10 protein-coding genes are annotated in these 14858 nt (G+C 69.3%); 3 read left to right on the top strand and 7 right to left on the bottom strand.

All coding sequences use genetic code 11. From position 1 onward, the window contains the following. The first annotated feature begins 95 nt into the window (after positions 1 to 95). Positions 96 to 1433: a cellulose binding domain-containing protein gene (locus tag HC028_RS18625; protein ID WP_168078627.1), complete on the top strand. Its 1338-nt coding sequence runs from the start codon at positions 96 to 98 to the stop codon at positions 1431 to 1433. Between the two features lie 236 nt (positions 1434 to 1669). Here HC028_RS18625 and HC028_RS18630 read toward each other — a convergent pair whose 3' ends face one another. The 4 genes from HC028_RS18630 to ndk form a co-directional block, all read right to left on the bottom strand. Further along, positions 1670 to 2341 carry a lysophospholipid acyltransferase family protein gene (locus HC028_RS18630; RefSeq protein WP_168078628.1) on the bottom strand — a complete coding sequence of 224 codons (672 nt, stop codon included), beginning with the start codon at positions 2339 to 2341 and terminating at the stop codon, positions 1670 to 1672. Positions 2342 to 2417: 76 nt separating this feature from the next. Further along, positions 2418 to 5561 (bottom strand): isoleucine--tRNA ligase, encoded by a 3144-nt coding sequence (ileS, locus tag HC028_RS18635; RefSeq protein WP_168078629.1) that lies wholly within the window; start codon positions 5559 to 5561, stop codon positions 2418 to 2420. A 331-nt stretch (positions 5562 to 5892) separates the two neighbouring features. Continuing rightward, positions 5893 to 7425 (bottom strand): alkaline phosphatase D family protein, encoded by a 1533-nt coding sequence (locus tag HC028_RS18640; RefSeq protein ID WP_168078630.1) that lies wholly within the window; start codon positions 7423 to 7425, stop codon positions 5893 to 5895. Positions 7426 to 7527: 102 nt separating this feature from the next. After that, positions 7528 to 7938, bottom strand: coding sequence for a nucleoside-diphosphate kinase (ndk, locus tag HC028_RS18645; protein ID WP_168078631.1), 411 nt, complete (start codon positions 7936 to 7938; stop codon positions 7528 to 7530). 167 nt (positions 7939 to 8105) lie between these two features. Here ndk and HC028_RS18650 point away from each other — a divergent pair, with 167 nt between their 5' ends. Then, the gene (locus HC028_RS18650) at positions 8106 to 9428 is read left to right on the top strand and encodes a VOC family protein (protein WP_168078632.1); all 1323 of its coding nucleotides are present in this window, start codon (positions 8106 to 8108) and stop codon (positions 9426 to 9428) included. Between the two features lie 10 nt (positions 9429 to 9438). Here HC028_RS18650 and HC028_RS18655 read toward each other — a convergent pair whose 3' ends face one another. From HC028_RS18655 to HC028_RS18665, 3 genes are all read right to left on the bottom strand, one after another. Further along, positions 9439 to 9798: a DUF4233 domain-containing protein gene (locus HC028_RS18655; protein WP_168078633.1), complete on the bottom strand. Its 360-nt coding sequence runs from the start codon at positions 9796 to 9798 to the stop codon at positions 9439 to 9441. After that, on the bottom strand, positions 9795 to 11066 hold the full coding sequence (locus HC028_RS18660) for a bifunctional folylpolyglutamate synthase/dihydrofolate synthase (RefSeq protein ID WP_168078655.1): 1272 nt from the start codon (positions 11064 to 11066) through the stop codon (positions 9795 to 9797). Before HC028_RS18660 ends, HC028_RS18655 begins: the two co-directional genes overlap by 4 nt. Before the next feature lie 61 nt (positions 11067 to 11127). Further along, on the bottom strand, positions 11128 to 13731 hold the full coding sequence (locus HC028_RS18665; protein ID WP_168078656.1) for a valine--tRNA ligase: 2604 nt from the start codon (positions 13729 to 13731) through the stop codon (positions 11128 to 11130). A 244-nt stretch (positions 13732 to 13975) separates the two neighbouring features. Here HC028_RS18665 and HC028_RS18670 point away from each other — a divergent pair, with 244 nt between their 5' ends. Continuing rightward, the gene (locus tag HC028_RS18670; RefSeq protein WP_168078634.1) at positions 13976 to 14788 is read left to right on the top strand and encodes a hypothetical protein; all 813 of its coding nucleotides are present in this window, start codon (positions 13976 to 13978) and stop codon (positions 14786 to 14788) included. Positions 14789 to 14858 lie beyond the last annotated feature (70 nt).

Below are 14858 nucleotides of genomic sequence, written 5' to 3' on the forward strand. Positions count from 1 at the left end.
AACCTGCACGATTACTGAACGGTTTCTTTACTGTTCAGATTCTTTCTAGTAACTTCCCATCATCACCATCGATATCTCTGGATGGGAAGGACGCCATGAAACCGAGGTCAGTCCGCACCGCCCTGGCGGTCGGTGCAGCCGTACTCGTCGCCGGCGCGACCGCGTTGGTGGCCACCAACGCCCTCGCCGCCACCGGCCCGACCGCCACCTTCAGCAAGTCCGCCTGGGAGACCGGCTACACCGGCACGTACACCATCACGAACACCAGCGGCGCCACCCTCAACGGCTGGACGCTCACGTTCGACCTACCCGCCGGGACCACTCTCGGCTCCTACTGGGACGCCTTGATCACGTCCAGCGGTAACCGCTACACCGCGAAGAACCGTGAGTACAACGGGACCGTCGCCCCCGGCGCCTCGGCGAGCTTCGGCTTCGTGGCCAGCGGTACCGGCAGCCCGACCAACTGCAGCCTCAACGGCGCCTCCTGTACGGGTGGCGGCGGTGGCGGCGGCACTCCCCCACCTCCCCCACCACCCCCGCCCGGCGGCGGCTCCCCCGGCGCGAAGCTCCCGGCGGCGCCCTACCTCTACCTCGGCTGGGGCAACCCGCCGAGCGCCACCTCGGTCATGTCGTCCACCGGCATCAAGGCGTTCACCATGGCCTTCATGAACGCCGGCGGCGGCTGCAACCCGGCCTGGGACAGCTCACGGCCGTTGGCCGGCGGCACCGACCAGCAGACCATCAACGCGATCCGGGCCGCCGGCGGCGACATCGAGATCTCGTTCGGCGGTTGGTCGGGCACCAAGCTCGGCCCGAACTGCGGTGACGCCAACGCCCTCGCCGGGGCGTACCAGAAGGTGATCGACGCCTACAAGCTCAGGGTGATCGACATCGACATCGAGAACTCCGACGAGTTCGAGAACGACACCGTACGGAGGCGGATCATCGACGCTCTGAAGATCGTCAAGCAACGCAACCCCGACATCAAGACGGTCCTGACGTTCGGCACGACCAAGACCGGCCCGAACTACTACGGCACGCAACTGATCAACGAGACCAAGGCGGCGGGCGCCAACATCGACGTGTACACGATCATGCCGTTCGACTTCGGCGGCACGAACATGTACACCGACACCGTCAACGCCGCGGAAGGGCTGAAGAACGCGCTCAAGAGCACGTTCGGTTGGTCGGACGCGACCGCGTACGGGCACATGGGAATCTCGGGTATGAACGGCCTGACCGACCAGCAGGAGCAGGTCTCCCCGCAGACGTGGACCCAGATCCGCGACTACGCGAAGAGCAAGGGCCTGGCACGCCTGGCGTACTGGTCGGTCAACCGCGACCGGCCGTGCCCCGGCGGCGGAGTCGTCTCCAACTGCAGCGGCATCGCCCAGTCCGACTGGGAGTTCACTCGGATCAGCGCCGGCTTCTGACGCCACGAGCCCCGCCCCGCCCGCACCCCGCACCCCGCACCCCGCACTGCTCACCCCGCACCCCGCACCCCGCGCTGCTCATGATCCTCGCAGTTTGGGCCAAACTGCTGCCTCGCCTCGATTTTTAGCAGCAACTTTGCCCAAACTGTGGGGATCTTGGGCGCGGCCGGCGCGGCGGGCGCGGCGGGCGCGGCGCGGCGCGGCGCGACGGGCCCGCGGGACGCACGAGGCGCGCCCTACTGCGCCGGCGTCGCTTCGCGTTTCGGGGCGTACCGCCCCACGTACTCCTGCCCGGTCAGCTTCTGGATCTCGGCCATGAGCGCCGCCGCGATCTCGCGCAACACCCGGCTGTCGACGGTGACGTCGCGCCAGGGCGACAGGTCCAGCGGCTCGCCGACCCGCATCTCGACCGTGGCACCGACGCGGGGCCACCGCGCTCCGATCGGTTGGATCCTCTCGGTACCCAGCAGTCCCACCGGCAGCACGGTCGCCCCCGCGTCGAGGGCCAGCTTGGCCACGCCCGGCCGGCCTCGGTACAGCCGGCCGTCCGGCGAGCGGGTGCCCTCGGGGAAGATGCCCAGCACCTGGCCGTCGCGCAGGACCGGCAGGGCCGCGTCCAGCGCCATGAGGCTGGCCCGGCCGCCGGAGCGGTCGACCGGGATCTGGTTGAGCCCGGTCATGATCGTGCGCATGACCGGGCCCTCGAAGTACTCGTTCTTGGCCAGGAAGTACACCGGCCGCGCCATCATGATCGGAATGATGAAGGAGTCGATCACCGAGAGGTGGTTGCTGGCCATGATGACCGGACCGGTAGCCGGCACGTTCTCCAGACCGGTGACCTTCGGCCGCCAGGCAACACGCATCGCCGGAGCGACGGCCGCCTTGGCCAACGAGTACAGCGTGGACACGGCCGTCACGTTACGGCAGCTTGCTTGATCATGAACACGTCGCGAGGCCCGAAAGCCCCGCGACGTGTTCATGATCTCAAACCGGCCGGACCGTGACCCGGACCTTCTCGCCCTCGCCGACCTCGCCCTCGAACCCGGCGTCGCCGGTGTCGGCGAAGCTCACCGAGTTCGCCAGCGTCTCCGCGGCGACGAAGTCGCGGTGCGCCTCGACGGCCGCGGCAACCTCGGCGGGCGCGTCGACGACGAGCGCGACCCGGTCGGACACGTCCAACCCGGCCTCGCGACGGGCCAACTGCACGACGCGTACGACGTCGCGGGCGAGCCCCTCGGCGGCCAGTTCGGGCGTGACGGCGGTGTCGAGCACGACCACGCCCTCGCCGCCCGGCAGCGGCGACGAGCTGTCGGCGTCGGCGGCCACCAGCTTCAGCTCGTACTCGCCGGGCTGGAGCGTGACCCCGGCGGCGACCGGCGCGCCGTCGACCAGCGACCAGTCCCCCGCCTTGACGGCCTTGATGACCTGCTGCACCTGGCCGCCCACGCGGGGACCGAGCGCCCGCGGCACGACGGTCAGGACCTGCTGGCAGTACGTGTCCACCTCATCGGTGAAGACGACGTCCTTGACGTTGACCTCGTCGGCGACCAGGTCGGCGAACGGGGCCAGCCGCGCGGCAGCCGGGGCCGCGACGGTCAGCTTCGGCAGCGGCAGCCGTACCCGCAGGCTCCCGGCCTTGCGCAGGGACAGCGCCGCGGAGGCGACGTTCCGCACGGCGTCCATCGACGCGACCAGCTCGTGATCGGCCGGGAACTCCTCGCTGGACGGCCAGTCGGTCAGGTGCACCGACCGGCCACCGGTCAGGCCGGTCCAGATCTCCTCCGCGACCATCGGCGCCAGCGGCGCCACGACGCGGGAGAGCGTCTCCAGGACCGTGTACAGCGTGTCGAACGCGTCCCGGTCGCCGGTCCAGAACCGGTTGCGGGAGCGGCGCACGTACCAGTTGGTCAGCGCGTCCAGGTAGGAGCGCACCGAGTTGCAGGCCCCGGACAGGTCGAACGCGTCCAGCTGCCGGGTCACGTCGGAGACGAGCTCACCGGTCTTGGCCAGCACGTACCGGTCCAACAGGTTGCCTGCGGCGTCTCCGACGCCGGTGGTCGACTCGGTGTCGGTCCGCCTTTTTGCTTCGTACCCTTCGGCGTTCGCGTACAGGCTGAAGAAGTACCAGACGTTCCACAGCGGCAGCAGCACCTGCCGCACCGCGTCGCGGATGCCCGCCTCGGTCACCGACATGTCGCCGCCGCGCAGCACCGGCGATGCGATCAGGAACCACCGCATCGCGTCCGCGCCGTACTTCTCGAACGTCTCGTAGACGTCCGGGTAGTTACGCAGCGTCTTGGACATCTTGCGGCCGTCCTCGCCCAGCAGCGTGCCGTGCACGACGCAGTTGCGGAACGCCGGCCGGTCGAACAGCGCCGTCGCGAGGACGTGCAGCGTGTAGAACCAGCCTCGGGTCTGGGCGGTGTACTCGACGATGAAGTCACCCGGGTAGTGGTTCTCGAACCAGTCGCGGTTTTCGAACGGGTAGTGCACCTGGGCGAACGGCATCGAGCCCGACTCGAACCAGCAGTCGAGCACCTGCGGCACCCGGCGCATCATCGACTTGCCCGTGGGGTCGTCCGGGTTGGGCCGGGTCAGCTCGTCGATGCCGGGCCGGTGCAGGTCCGCCGGGCGTACGCCGAAGTCGCGCTCCAGCTCGTCGAGCGAGCCGTAGACGTCGACGCGCGGGTACTCCGGGTTGTCGGACTTCCACACCGGGATCGGCGAGCCCCAGAACCGGTCACGGCTGATGGACCAGTCGCGGGCGCCCGCCAGCCACTTACCGAACTGGCCGTGCTTGACGTGCTCCGGCGTCCAGTTGATCTGCTCGTTGAGCTCGACCATCCGCTCGCGGAACGCCGTCACGGCGACGAACCACGACGAGACCGCCTTGTAGACGAGCGGGGTGTCGCAGCGCCAGCAGTGCGGGTACGAGTGGGTGTAGGTGTCGTGGCGGACGACGACGCCGCGCTCCTTGAGGTCGCGCAGCACCGGCTTGTTCGCTTCGAAGACCTGCAGCCCTTCGTACGCGGGGACCATCGACGTGAAGCGGGTGTGCCCGTCGACGGTCACCACGGTGGGGATGCCGTTGGCGTTGCAGGTGTTCTGGTCGTCCTCACCGAACGCGGGCGCCATGTGGACCACACCGGTGCCGTCCTCGGTGGTGACGAAGTCACCGGGGAGGACGCGGAAGGCGTTCTCGCCGCCGTGCTCGACCAGGAAGTCGAACAGCGGCGTGTAGCGCCGGCCGACCAGCTCACTGCCCTGGACGGTGCCCACCCGGGTGGCGTCCGCCAACTCCTTGGCGTACCCGCCGACGAGGGCCGAGGCGAGGATCGCGCGCTGCCCGTCGGACTCGTAAACGGCGTACTCGACGTCGGGGTTGACCGCGACGGCGAGGTTGGACGGCAGCGTCCACGGCGTGGTGGTCCAGACCCACAGGTCCTCACCGGTCTCCAGCCGGAACTTGACGGTGACCGCCGGGTCCTGCCGGTCGCGGTACACGTCGTCCATGCGGGTCTCGGTGTTCGACAGCGGGGTCTCGCAGCGCCAGCAGTACGCCAGCACCCGGAAGCCCTCGTAGATCAGACCCTTGTCGTGCAGGGTCTTGAACGCCCACATGACGCTTTCCATGTAGTCCGGATCAAGCGTCTTGTAGTCGTTCTCAAAGTCGACCCAGCGGGCCTGGCGGGTGACGTAGCGCTCCCACTCGTTGGTGTAGCGCAGCACCGACTCGCGGCAGGCGGCGTTGAACTTGTCCACGCCGAGCGCGAGGATCTCCGCCTTGGTGGTGATGTCGAGCTGCTTCTCGGCCTCGACCTCGGCGGGCAGGCCGTGGGTGTCCCAGCCGAAGCGCCGCTCGACCCGGTGGCCGCGCATCGTCTGGTAGCGCGGCACGATGTCCTTGACGTAGCCGGTCAGCAGGTGGCCGTAGTGCGGCATGCCGTTGGCGAACGGCGGGCCGTCGTAGAAAACAAATTCGTTAGCACCCTGGTTTCCAGCGGGTCGATCTTCGACGGAAGCCTGAAAGGTGCGATCCGACTTCCAGTAGTCGAGCACCCGGCGCTCCACCTCGGGGAGGTCGGGGCTCGCCGGTACGCCGGCGGGGGCGTTCTTGGGGTAAGCCATAGGGGGTACTCTCCTCGCTCCGGTATCACTTCTGCCGGTGCGAGGACGAGCCGAAGCCCGCGGTACCACCCCGCTTGACACCCATGATCGGGTGCCCGCTCGTTGATCGGCTGTAACGGGCCGCCCCGTCCGGTTCTACTCAGGCCCTGGTGGGGCCCTTTCTTCCGGAGGCTCACCGGTGATGGCCGGGTCGTCGCCTGTGGTCCTTAAGAGTACCCGACGGTGCGGGCGCTCTTGACGCTATTTACAACACGCCGGCCGGCTTGAAGCTTCCCGCGATCTTGGACACGTGGCGGGCCCGTAGGTCCGCCACGTGTCCAAGATCGGCGAGCTAGCGTGCGGCAGGCAGAGTCTTCGCCCAGAGCACGGCACCATCAAGATCACGCAGCCGTACGGTCAATTCCCTGCTGTGCCGGTCGATGTCGACCTCGCCGAAGTGCTGGAACCCCTCGGCCGGCGAGGCGTTCTGGCGCGGCGGCGCGCTGACGAACTCCGCCCGCGGCCCGAATGTCCCGTCCAGGGCGCCCGGGCCGAACGCGCCCGCGTTGGCCGGCCCGGACACGAACTCCCAGAACGGCGTGAAGTCGCCGACCGCAGCCCGGGCCGGGTCGTAGTGGTGCGCGGCACTGTAGTGCACGTCGGCCGTCACGAACACGATGTTCTCGACCCCGCGCCGGTGCACCGTCCGCAGGATCTCCGCGAACTCCAGCTCCCGCCCCTTCGGGGCGCCGTTGTCGCCCTGCGCGACCCCCTCGTACGCGCCGGGCCCGTCGCCCACGACCAGGCCGAGCGGCAGGTCGTTGGCGATGACCTTCCAGCTGGCCCGCGACTGGGTCAGCCCGCGGATGAGCCACTCGCGCTGCTCGCGACCGAGCAGGCCACGCTTCGGGTCGGCGTAGACGTTGCCGTCGTTGGGGTCCTTGTAGGTGCGCATGTCGAGGACGAACAGGTCGAGCAGCGGCCCGAACGACAGCTTCCGGTAGATCGGGCCGTCCGGTACGGGTACCCACTCGCGGTAGGCCTGCTTGGCCCGCGCGGCCAGCACGTCGACGCGCTTCTCGGTGTACCGGGGATCGTCGAGGATCTGCCCCGGGTACCAGTTGTTGCGCACCTCGTGGTCGTCCCACTGGTTGATCTGCGGAACCTCCGCGGCGAACGCCCGCAGGTTCGCGTCCAGCAGGTTGTACGCGTAGTTGCCCCGGTACTCGTCGAGCGTCTCGGCGACCTTGCGCTTGGCCGGCGTGGTGATGTTGCGCCAGATCCGGCCGTCGGGCAGCGCGATGGTCTCCGGGATGACGCCGTCGGCGTAGATGTTGTCGCCGCTGCACAGGTAGAAGTCCGGCTTGACGTCCCGCATCGCGCGGAAGATGCGCATGCCGCCGATCTCCGGGTTGATTCCGTAGCCCTGGCCGGCGATGTCACCGGTCCACACGAACCGGATGCCGTCGTTGCGGCCCGGCGCCGCCAGGGAGCCGATCAGCGGCTCGCTCCGCAGCCTCGCGTCGGCCTCCACCTGTACCCGGTAGAAGGTCTTCTGCCCCGGACGCAGGCCGGTCAGGCGCAGCTTGCCGGTGAAGTCGGTGTCCGGCGTGAGCAGCGGGCCGCGCAGCACGCGGGCGTGGCGGAAGTCCGGCCGCTCGCTCACCTCCACGAACATGCGCCCGACCCGGTCGGCGCGGGTCCACACGTACGCGGAGTTGCCGACGGCGTCCCCGCTCTGCACGCCGTGTGTGAGCACCGGCCGGCCGGCCGGCACAAAGGCCGCCGCGCGGCCCGACAGTAGTGCCGAGCCGGCGGCGGCTCCGAGGGTCGCCGCCGCGCCGGTGCCGAGCACCCGCCGCCGGCTCCATAGTCCAGAAGTCACGGTCACTATCTCCCAATCGGTCAATTGCCCTCATGGGAGGTCTATCGGTTCGATCCGATCAACAAATGTCGCCGTGATGAACAGTGGCGGTGCGGCCGCCGACTAACCGAGTCCGGGGAACCAGAGCTCGATTTCCCGCTTGGCGCTCTCCGGCGAGTCGGAGGCGTGTACGAGATTTTCCCGGTTAGACAGTGAGAAGTCCCCGCGGATGGTGCCGGGGGCGGCCTTGCGCCCGTCGGTCGCGCCGGTCAGGGCCCGCACCACCTCGATCGCCTGGTCACCGGAGAGGATCATGGCGACCAACGGGCCGCTCGTCATGAACTCCTTCAACGGCGGGTAGAACGGCTTGTCGACGTGCTCGGCGTAGTGCGCGTCGGCGAGTGCGCCGTCCATTGTGCGCAGACGCATCTCCTCGATGGTCAGGCCCTTGCGCTCGAACCTGCTGATCACCTCACCGACCAACCCACGACGCACCGCGTCCGGCTTGACCAGTACGAGCGTGCGCTCGCCCACGTGCCCTCCTCCAGGCGTTACATTCCGCTACCGACGCAGCCTATCGGGCCCGTCACCACGGCGTACGGAGGCGGGTGTACGCGGCCAGCGGCGATTGATCAGAGCGCCTAGTCTTTCCTTCGTCACTCGGCGGGCCTAACCTGGCCGTCGAGACCGTGGAGGTCAACTTGGCGAGTGCCAGTCGGTGGTCACTGTCGGCGCGTCAGGGCTTCCTGGCGTGCGGACTGGTCACGGTGGGGCTGTTCCTGCTGCCGTGCGGCGCCGGGATGGGCAGTATCCCGATCGCCGCCCTCGGGGTCGCCATCGGCCTACTCGGCCCGGCCGTGATCCTGCTGTCGAGCGTCCGGGCCAACCGCCCCGACGTCTTCGGCACGGCGCACGTCAGCCAGTCCTCGCCCCCACCGGCAACCGGCGTCACCGGCCCGGCAGACCTTCAACTGGTGGTCAACGCCAAGGGCGTGCACAACGCCGTCGTCCGCGTACGCGACGCCAAAGCGCCGGTGAGCAAGTGGCCGGACGTCGGCGCGACCCTGCCCGTACTGATCCCCAACGGCAATCCACGGCGTCTCCAGGTGCTCTGGGACCAGGTGAGCGGCCATCACGACCTCGCCATGGACGACGTGAGCTACGCGCCCTACGTGGCGGAGTACGTCGACGAGCGGTACCCGCCCGACGAGCCGATGGTCGAGCAGACCATGGTGATCGATCCCGTGACGCCCGATCCCGTGAGGCTCGATCCGGCGACGGCCGAGACGGTGGCCGACGAGTCGCCGGAGCAGCCGGCCGCGCCCACGGACGCACCGGCTGCTGTCGGGGTCCGGCGCCGCCCCAGTCCCCGGCCACGGCGCGACACACCCCCTGCCGACCGGGTGGAAGCGGTCGTACCGGTGGGTGCCGTCGCTCCATCACCGGCCACGGGGATCGAGCCGTCGCCACAGTTGCCGCGCCGCGTGCCCGGAGCCAGCAGGACGGAGCCCAATGGGGGCGGCATCCCCGTTTTCCCCGATCCGGTCGACGAAGCGGACGTCCTTCCCGAATCCACCAGACCCGACCAGCCCGACCCGTACGTGGCCTCATACCTGGCCGACGAGCCCGAGGAGGAGTACCAGCAGGGCGTTGGCGGGGTCCACAACGTCAGCGTCACGATGATCGTGTCGGACCTGCGGCGATCGCTGGCCTTCTACCGCGACGTACTGGGGCTCACCGAGATCGACGGTGGGAGCGGCAGCGCCATTCTCGCCTCCGGCAACGCCCGGATCCTGCTACGCCAGGTCGCCGACGCCGAGCCGGTCGACCGCCGGGTCGTCCACCTCAACCTCGAGGTCGACGACGTACACGAGGCGTACCAGCGGCTGCGCCGTCAAGGCGTCGAGTTCATGCACGAGCCCAGCGTGGTGGACCAGGGCGAACAGTTGGAGCAGTGGGCGGCGACCCTGCGCGACCCGGACGGCCACGCGATCGCCCTGACCCACTGGGAGGTTCGCTCCTAGAGCGCCACGGTCAGGACGGGCGGTTGGCGTACACGGCCCGGCGCACGTTGAGCACGTACGCCCACAGCAGACCGAACACGACCCCGAGCGCGGCCAGCGACCAGTGGAGTGCGCCGCCCGCGAGCAGGCCGACCGGTACGACGAGCCCGGCCCACCACGCCCATGTGTGGCGCAACAGCCCGGCGAGCAGGACAGCGGCGACGGCCAGGACGAGCACGAGCACGATGGCCGGTCCCCGGGCCGCCCCGCCGATCTTCGCCAGCGGCGCGATCGCGAGCAGCAGGACGATCGCTTCGACGGCGAGAGTGCCGGCGCCGGCGCCGCGTACCGCCGCCGCCGGGTTGCGAAGTCCTGGCTTGGATTCGCTCATCGCTTCAGCAACCCGCGCGCGTCGGCAACCGTGAAGACGGATCCGGTGATGAGCACGCCTACCCCGCTCACTTCCGCGTCCAGGTCCTCCTCGGCCAGCGTGACGGCCGCCTCGATCGCGTCGGGCAACGCCGGCTCCACCCGTACCCTGTCCTCTCCGAAGATCTCGGTGGCGATCCTGCCGAGCGCCGCCGCGGGCATCGCGCGCGGTGAGGTGTTGCGCGTGACGACGATGGAGTCGACGACCGGCTCGAGCAGTTCGAGGATCCCGTGCGCGTCCTTGTCGGCCAGCGTGCCGACCACGGCGACCAGTCGCCGGAAGTGGAACTCGTCCTCCAGCGCGGTGACCGTGGCGGCCATCCCGTGCGGGTTGTGGGCGGCGTCGAGCAGGATCGTCGGCGACGTGCGTACCCGTTCCAACCGGCCCGGTGAGGTGGCGGCGGCGAACCCGGCGCGCACCGTCTCCGGGTCGAGGGCCTTGTCGGCCCCGGCGCCGAGGAACGCCTCCACCGCGGCGAGCGCCACCGCGGCGTTCTGCGCCTGGTGTGCCCCGTGCAGCGGCAGGTAGACCTCGTCGTACACCCCGGACAGCCCCTGCAGGGTGAGCAACTGCCCACCGACCGCGAGTTCGCGCCCGATCACCCCGAACTCGCTGCCCTCCCTGGCGACCGTGGCGTCGACCTGGGCGCAGTGCTCCAGGATCGGCCGGATCGCCTCCTCCGACTGGTTGGCGGTGATCAGCGTCGCGCCCTTGTGCACGATGCCGACCTTCGCCAGGGCGATGTCCTCGATGGTGTCCCCGAGCCACTCCTGATGGTCCAGGCCGATCGGCGTGATCACGCAGACGCCGGCCTGGATGACGTTGGTCGAGTCGTCCACGCCACCCAGTCCCACCTCGATGACGGCCACGTCGACCGGCGCGTCCGCGAACGCGGCGTACGCCATGGCGGTGGTCATGTCGAAGTAGGTCAGGCTCTCCCCCGCGCGCTCGTCGAGGAGCTTCGCGACCGGCGCCACCTCGTCGTACACGTTGACGAAGCGCTCCTCGTCGATCGGCTCGGCCTCGATCGAGATCCGTTCGCGCACCGTCCTCAGGTGCGGGCTGGTGTAGCGCCCGGTACGCAGACCGTGCGCGCGCAGCAGGGAGTCGATCATCCGCGCCGTCGACGTCTTGCCGTTGGTGCCGGTGATGTGGATCGACGGGTACGCCCGCTGCGGATCGCCGAGCATCTCGAGCAGGCCCTCGATCCGCCCCAGGTCGAAGACCATGCGGGTGTATCCGCGAGCCTCCAGCTCACGTTCAGCTTCAGCGAACCGTTCCGAACTCACGTCATACCCCCGCGAGCGTGTCGAGCTGGCGGCTCAGCCGCTCCAGCTCAGCCTCGGCCGCCGCGAGCCGGCCCCGGATCTTGCCGACGACCTGCTCCGGCGCCTTACCGACGAACGCGGGGTTGTCGAGCTTGGCGCGGCACTGCGCCGCCTCCTTCTCCGCGGCCGCGCGGTCCTTCTCCAGTCGCGCCCGCTCGGCGGCGACGTCGATCGAACCCCGGGTGTCGAGCTCCACCACAACTCCCCCGCCCACCTGAAGCGTCGCGGTGGCCGCGAAGGCGTCACCGGGTGCGTCGAGGCGCGCGAGCGAACGGATCAACGGCTCGTGCCCGGCGAGCCCGTTAAGGCCGGCGAGTCGGGCGTTGACCCGCTGGCCGGGCTTGAGCCCCTGGTCGGAGCGGAAACGCCGGACCTCGGTGACGACCCGCTGCAGGGCCGCGAGCTCCGCCTCGGCCGCCTCATCCACGTACGCCGGGTCAGCCGCCGGCCAGGCGGCCACCACGATCGAGTGCACGCCGGCGGGCTGCGACGCGGGCGCCGTCAGCGCCTGCCACAGCTCCTCGGTCACGAACGGCAGCACCGGGTGCAGCAGGCGCAGCAACTGGTCGAGAACGTGACCGAGCACGCGCCGCGTCCGCGCCGCCGCCTCGGCGTCCCCCGAGTTGAGGATCGGCTTGGTCAGCTCGATGTACCAGTCGGCGACGTCGTCCCAGGCGAAGTGGTAGAGCGTGTCACAGACCTTGGCGAACTCGTACGCGTCGAAGTACTCGTCGACCTGCGCGGTCACGTGCTGCAGCCGGGACAGGATCCACCGGTCGACGCTGCCCAGCTCCGACGCCGGCGGCAGGTCGCCCTCCACCGTCGCGCCGCTGAGCAGCGCGTACCGGGTCGCGTTCCACAGCTTGTTGCAGAAGTTGCGCGAGCCCTGGGCCCACTCTTCGCTGACCGGCACGTCGGAGCCCGGGTTCGCGCCCCGGGCGAGCGTGAACCGGGTCGCGTCGGCACCGAACCGCTCGATCCAGTCCAGCGGGTCGACGACGTTGCCGAACGACTTCGACATCTTCTTGCCGTGCTGGTCACGGACCATGCCGTGCAGCGCCACCACGTTGAACGGCTGCTCGCCGTTCATCGCGTACAGCCCGAACATCATCATCCGGGCCACCCAGAAGAACAGGATGTCGTACCCGGTCACCAGCACGCTGGTCGGGTAGAACTTCGCCAGGTCGGTGGTCTGGTCCGGCCAGCCGAGAGTGGAGAACGGCCACAGGCCACTGGAGAACCAGGTGTCGAGTACGTCCTCGTCCTGGCGCCAGCCCTGCTCCACGGTGCCCGGTGGCTCCTCGTCCGGGCCGACGCAGACAACTTCGCCGTTGGGCCCGTACCAGACCGGGATGCGATGGCCCCACCACAGCTGGCGCGAAATGCACCAGTCGTGCATGTTGTCGACCCAGGCGAAGTACCGCTTCGCGAGCTCCTGCGGCTCGATCTTCACCCGGCCGCCGCGCACCGCGTCGCCCGCCGCCTGGGCCAGCGGCTCGGTACGCACGAACCACTGCAGCGACAGCCGGGGCTCGACGGTCGTGCCGCAGCGGGAGCAGTGCCCGACCGCGTGCACGTACGGCCGCTTCTCCGACACGATGCGACCCTCTTCGCGCAGGGCCTCGACGATCGCCGGCCGCGCCTCGTACCGGTCGAGCCCCTCGAACGGGCCGCGGACCGTGATCACGCCGCGCTCGTCCATAACGGTCAGGCTCGGCAGGCCGTGCCGCTGGCCGATCTCGAAGTCATTCGGATCGTGCGCGGGCGTCACCTTGACCATGCCCGTACCGAAGCTCGGGTCGACGTGCGCGTCGGCGACGATCGGGATGCGCCGACCGGTCAGCGGCAGCTCGACCTCGGTGCCGATCAGGTGCTGGTAGCGCTCATCGTCGGGGTGCACGGCGACCGCGGTGTCACCGAGCATCGTCTCGGCCCGGGTGGTGGCAACCACGACCTCGTCGCTGTACCGGATCGAGATCAGCTCGCCCTCGTCGTCGGAGTGCTCCACCTCGATGTCGCTCAGCGCCGTCAGGCAGCGCGGGCACCAGTTGATGATGCGCTCGGCCCGGTAGATCAGGTCGTCGTCGAATAGCCGCTTGAAGATGGTGACCACGGCCCGGGACAGGCCCTCGTCCATCGTGAAGCGCTCACGCGTCCAGTCGACGGAGTCGCCGAGGCGGCGCATCTGGCCGAGGATCTTGCCGCCGGACTCCGCCTTCCACTGCCAGACGCGCTCGATGAACTTCTCCCGGCCCAGGTCATGGCGGGACAAGCCTTCGGCGGCAAGCTGCCGCTCGACGACGTTCTGCGTCGCGATGCCGGCGTGGTCCATGCCGGGCAGCCACAGCGCCTCGTAGCCCTGCATGCGCTTACGGCGGATCAGGGAGTCCTGAATCGTGTGGTCGAGGGCGTGACCGATGTGCAGCGAACCGGTCACGTTCGGCGGGGGGATGACGATGCAGAACGGCGGCTTGTCGCTACCGGCGTCGGCCCGGAACAGCCCCGCGGATACCCAATGCTCGTACAACCGCTCCTCTACCTGCGCCGGAGAGTACTGCGCGGGCAGAGCTGTACCCTGCCGAGAGTCGGAGCGGTCGGGCTCGGTGTTCGCGGTGGTCTGAACGGTTTCGGTCACGTAGCGAGTCTACGGCGGAGTACGAATATGGCTACGCTGGCCAGCCTCGCTTGGTATAGGGACACGTGCATGACCCTGGCCGCCCGACACCGGACCCAGCCGCTACCCTGACCGGAGCCAGATCAAGACCGACATCCGCCAACGGTGCCGCTTGGGACTCTCGGCAGGAGGTGCGATGAGCGAGCACGAACGGCCAACGGCTGTCTCAGATGAGGAGCAGCCCGCGGCACCGGCCCACGAAGTTTCCGCCGAGACCCCGGTGGCAGGGACGACCGGCGCACCTGCCAGTCAGGCTGGCGCCCAGGCACCACCGCCGGCGGACGAGACCGGCGCGATCGAGGTCTTCCTCCCGGCTGACGTCACGGCCGCCGACCCGGTGGACAGCGTCGACTCGAGCGACGCGGCTGCCGTGGGTGAACGGCCGGCCTGGCTGCGGCGCCGCAATGTGGCGGTGATCGGCATCGCCGCGGCCGTACTCGTCCTCACAGCCGTCGCCGGCCCAATCGCCTGGGATGCCTGGCGCCACGACAACGTCGAGATCACGACACCGCCCCGCATCGCTGGGCTGGTACTCGACGACAGCCAAGGCGCCCACGAAACGATCGACTACCTGCGCTTGGCGGTGGAAACCGGCGTCTCGTTGAACAAAAGTACAGGCGCCGTGTACGCCGACGAAGCCGGCCATTCGCGCTCGGTCCTGTTCGTCGGAGGTACCGGCCCGGTGGGTTCCCCGGACGCCGCGCTGACCAAGACCTTCCTACTGATCAGCGATAACAACGGCGACGTCGAGGGCGTCCGGTCGCTACCCCCAGGTCCCCTCGGCGGCGTAATGAAGTGCGGTTCAACCAAGACCGACACCGGGGCGATGGCGGTGTGCGGCTGGGCCGACCAGAGCAGTCTGGGCATCGCGATGTTCCCCAATCGTTCGGTAGATCAGTCGGCCGAGTTGTTACGAGGAATGCGGAAGGTGATGCAGCAGAGCCGCTGAATGCCGGCCTGCCCGCATCTCCGCCGCTCGTTCGTTTCCGACGTCGCTGTAATAAAAAATGGGGCGCCCT

Source organism: Planosporangium flavigriseum, from assembly GCF_011947225.1.
Lineage (GTDB): Bacteria > Actinomycetota > Actinomycetes > Mycobacteriales > Micromonosporaceae > Planosporangium > Planosporangium flavigriseum.

What these genes read in the sequence shown, in the direction of transcription:
- HC028_RS18625 (WP_168078627.1), top strand. Translation starts at nt 96, where the DNA reads ATGAAACCGAGGTCAGTCCGCACCGCCCTGGCGGTCGGTGCAGCCGTA.
- ileS (WP_168078629.1), bottom strand. Translation starts at nt 5,561, where the DNA reads ATGGCTTACCCCAAGAACGCCCCCGCCGGCGTACCGGCGAGCCCCGAC.
- HC028_RS18655 (WP_168078633.1), bottom strand. Translation starts at nt 9,798, where the DNA reads ATGAGCGAATCCAAGCCAGGACTTCGCAACCCGGCGGCGGCGGTACGC.
- HC028_RS18660 (WP_168078655.1), bottom strand. Translation starts at nt 11,066, where the DNA reads ATGGTCTTCGACCTGGGGCGGATCGAGGGCCTGCTCGAGATGCTCGGC.
- HC028_RS18670 (WP_168078634.1), top strand. Translation starts at nt 13,976, where the DNA reads ATGAGCGAGCACGAACGGCCAACGGCTGTCTCAGATGAGGAGCAGCCC.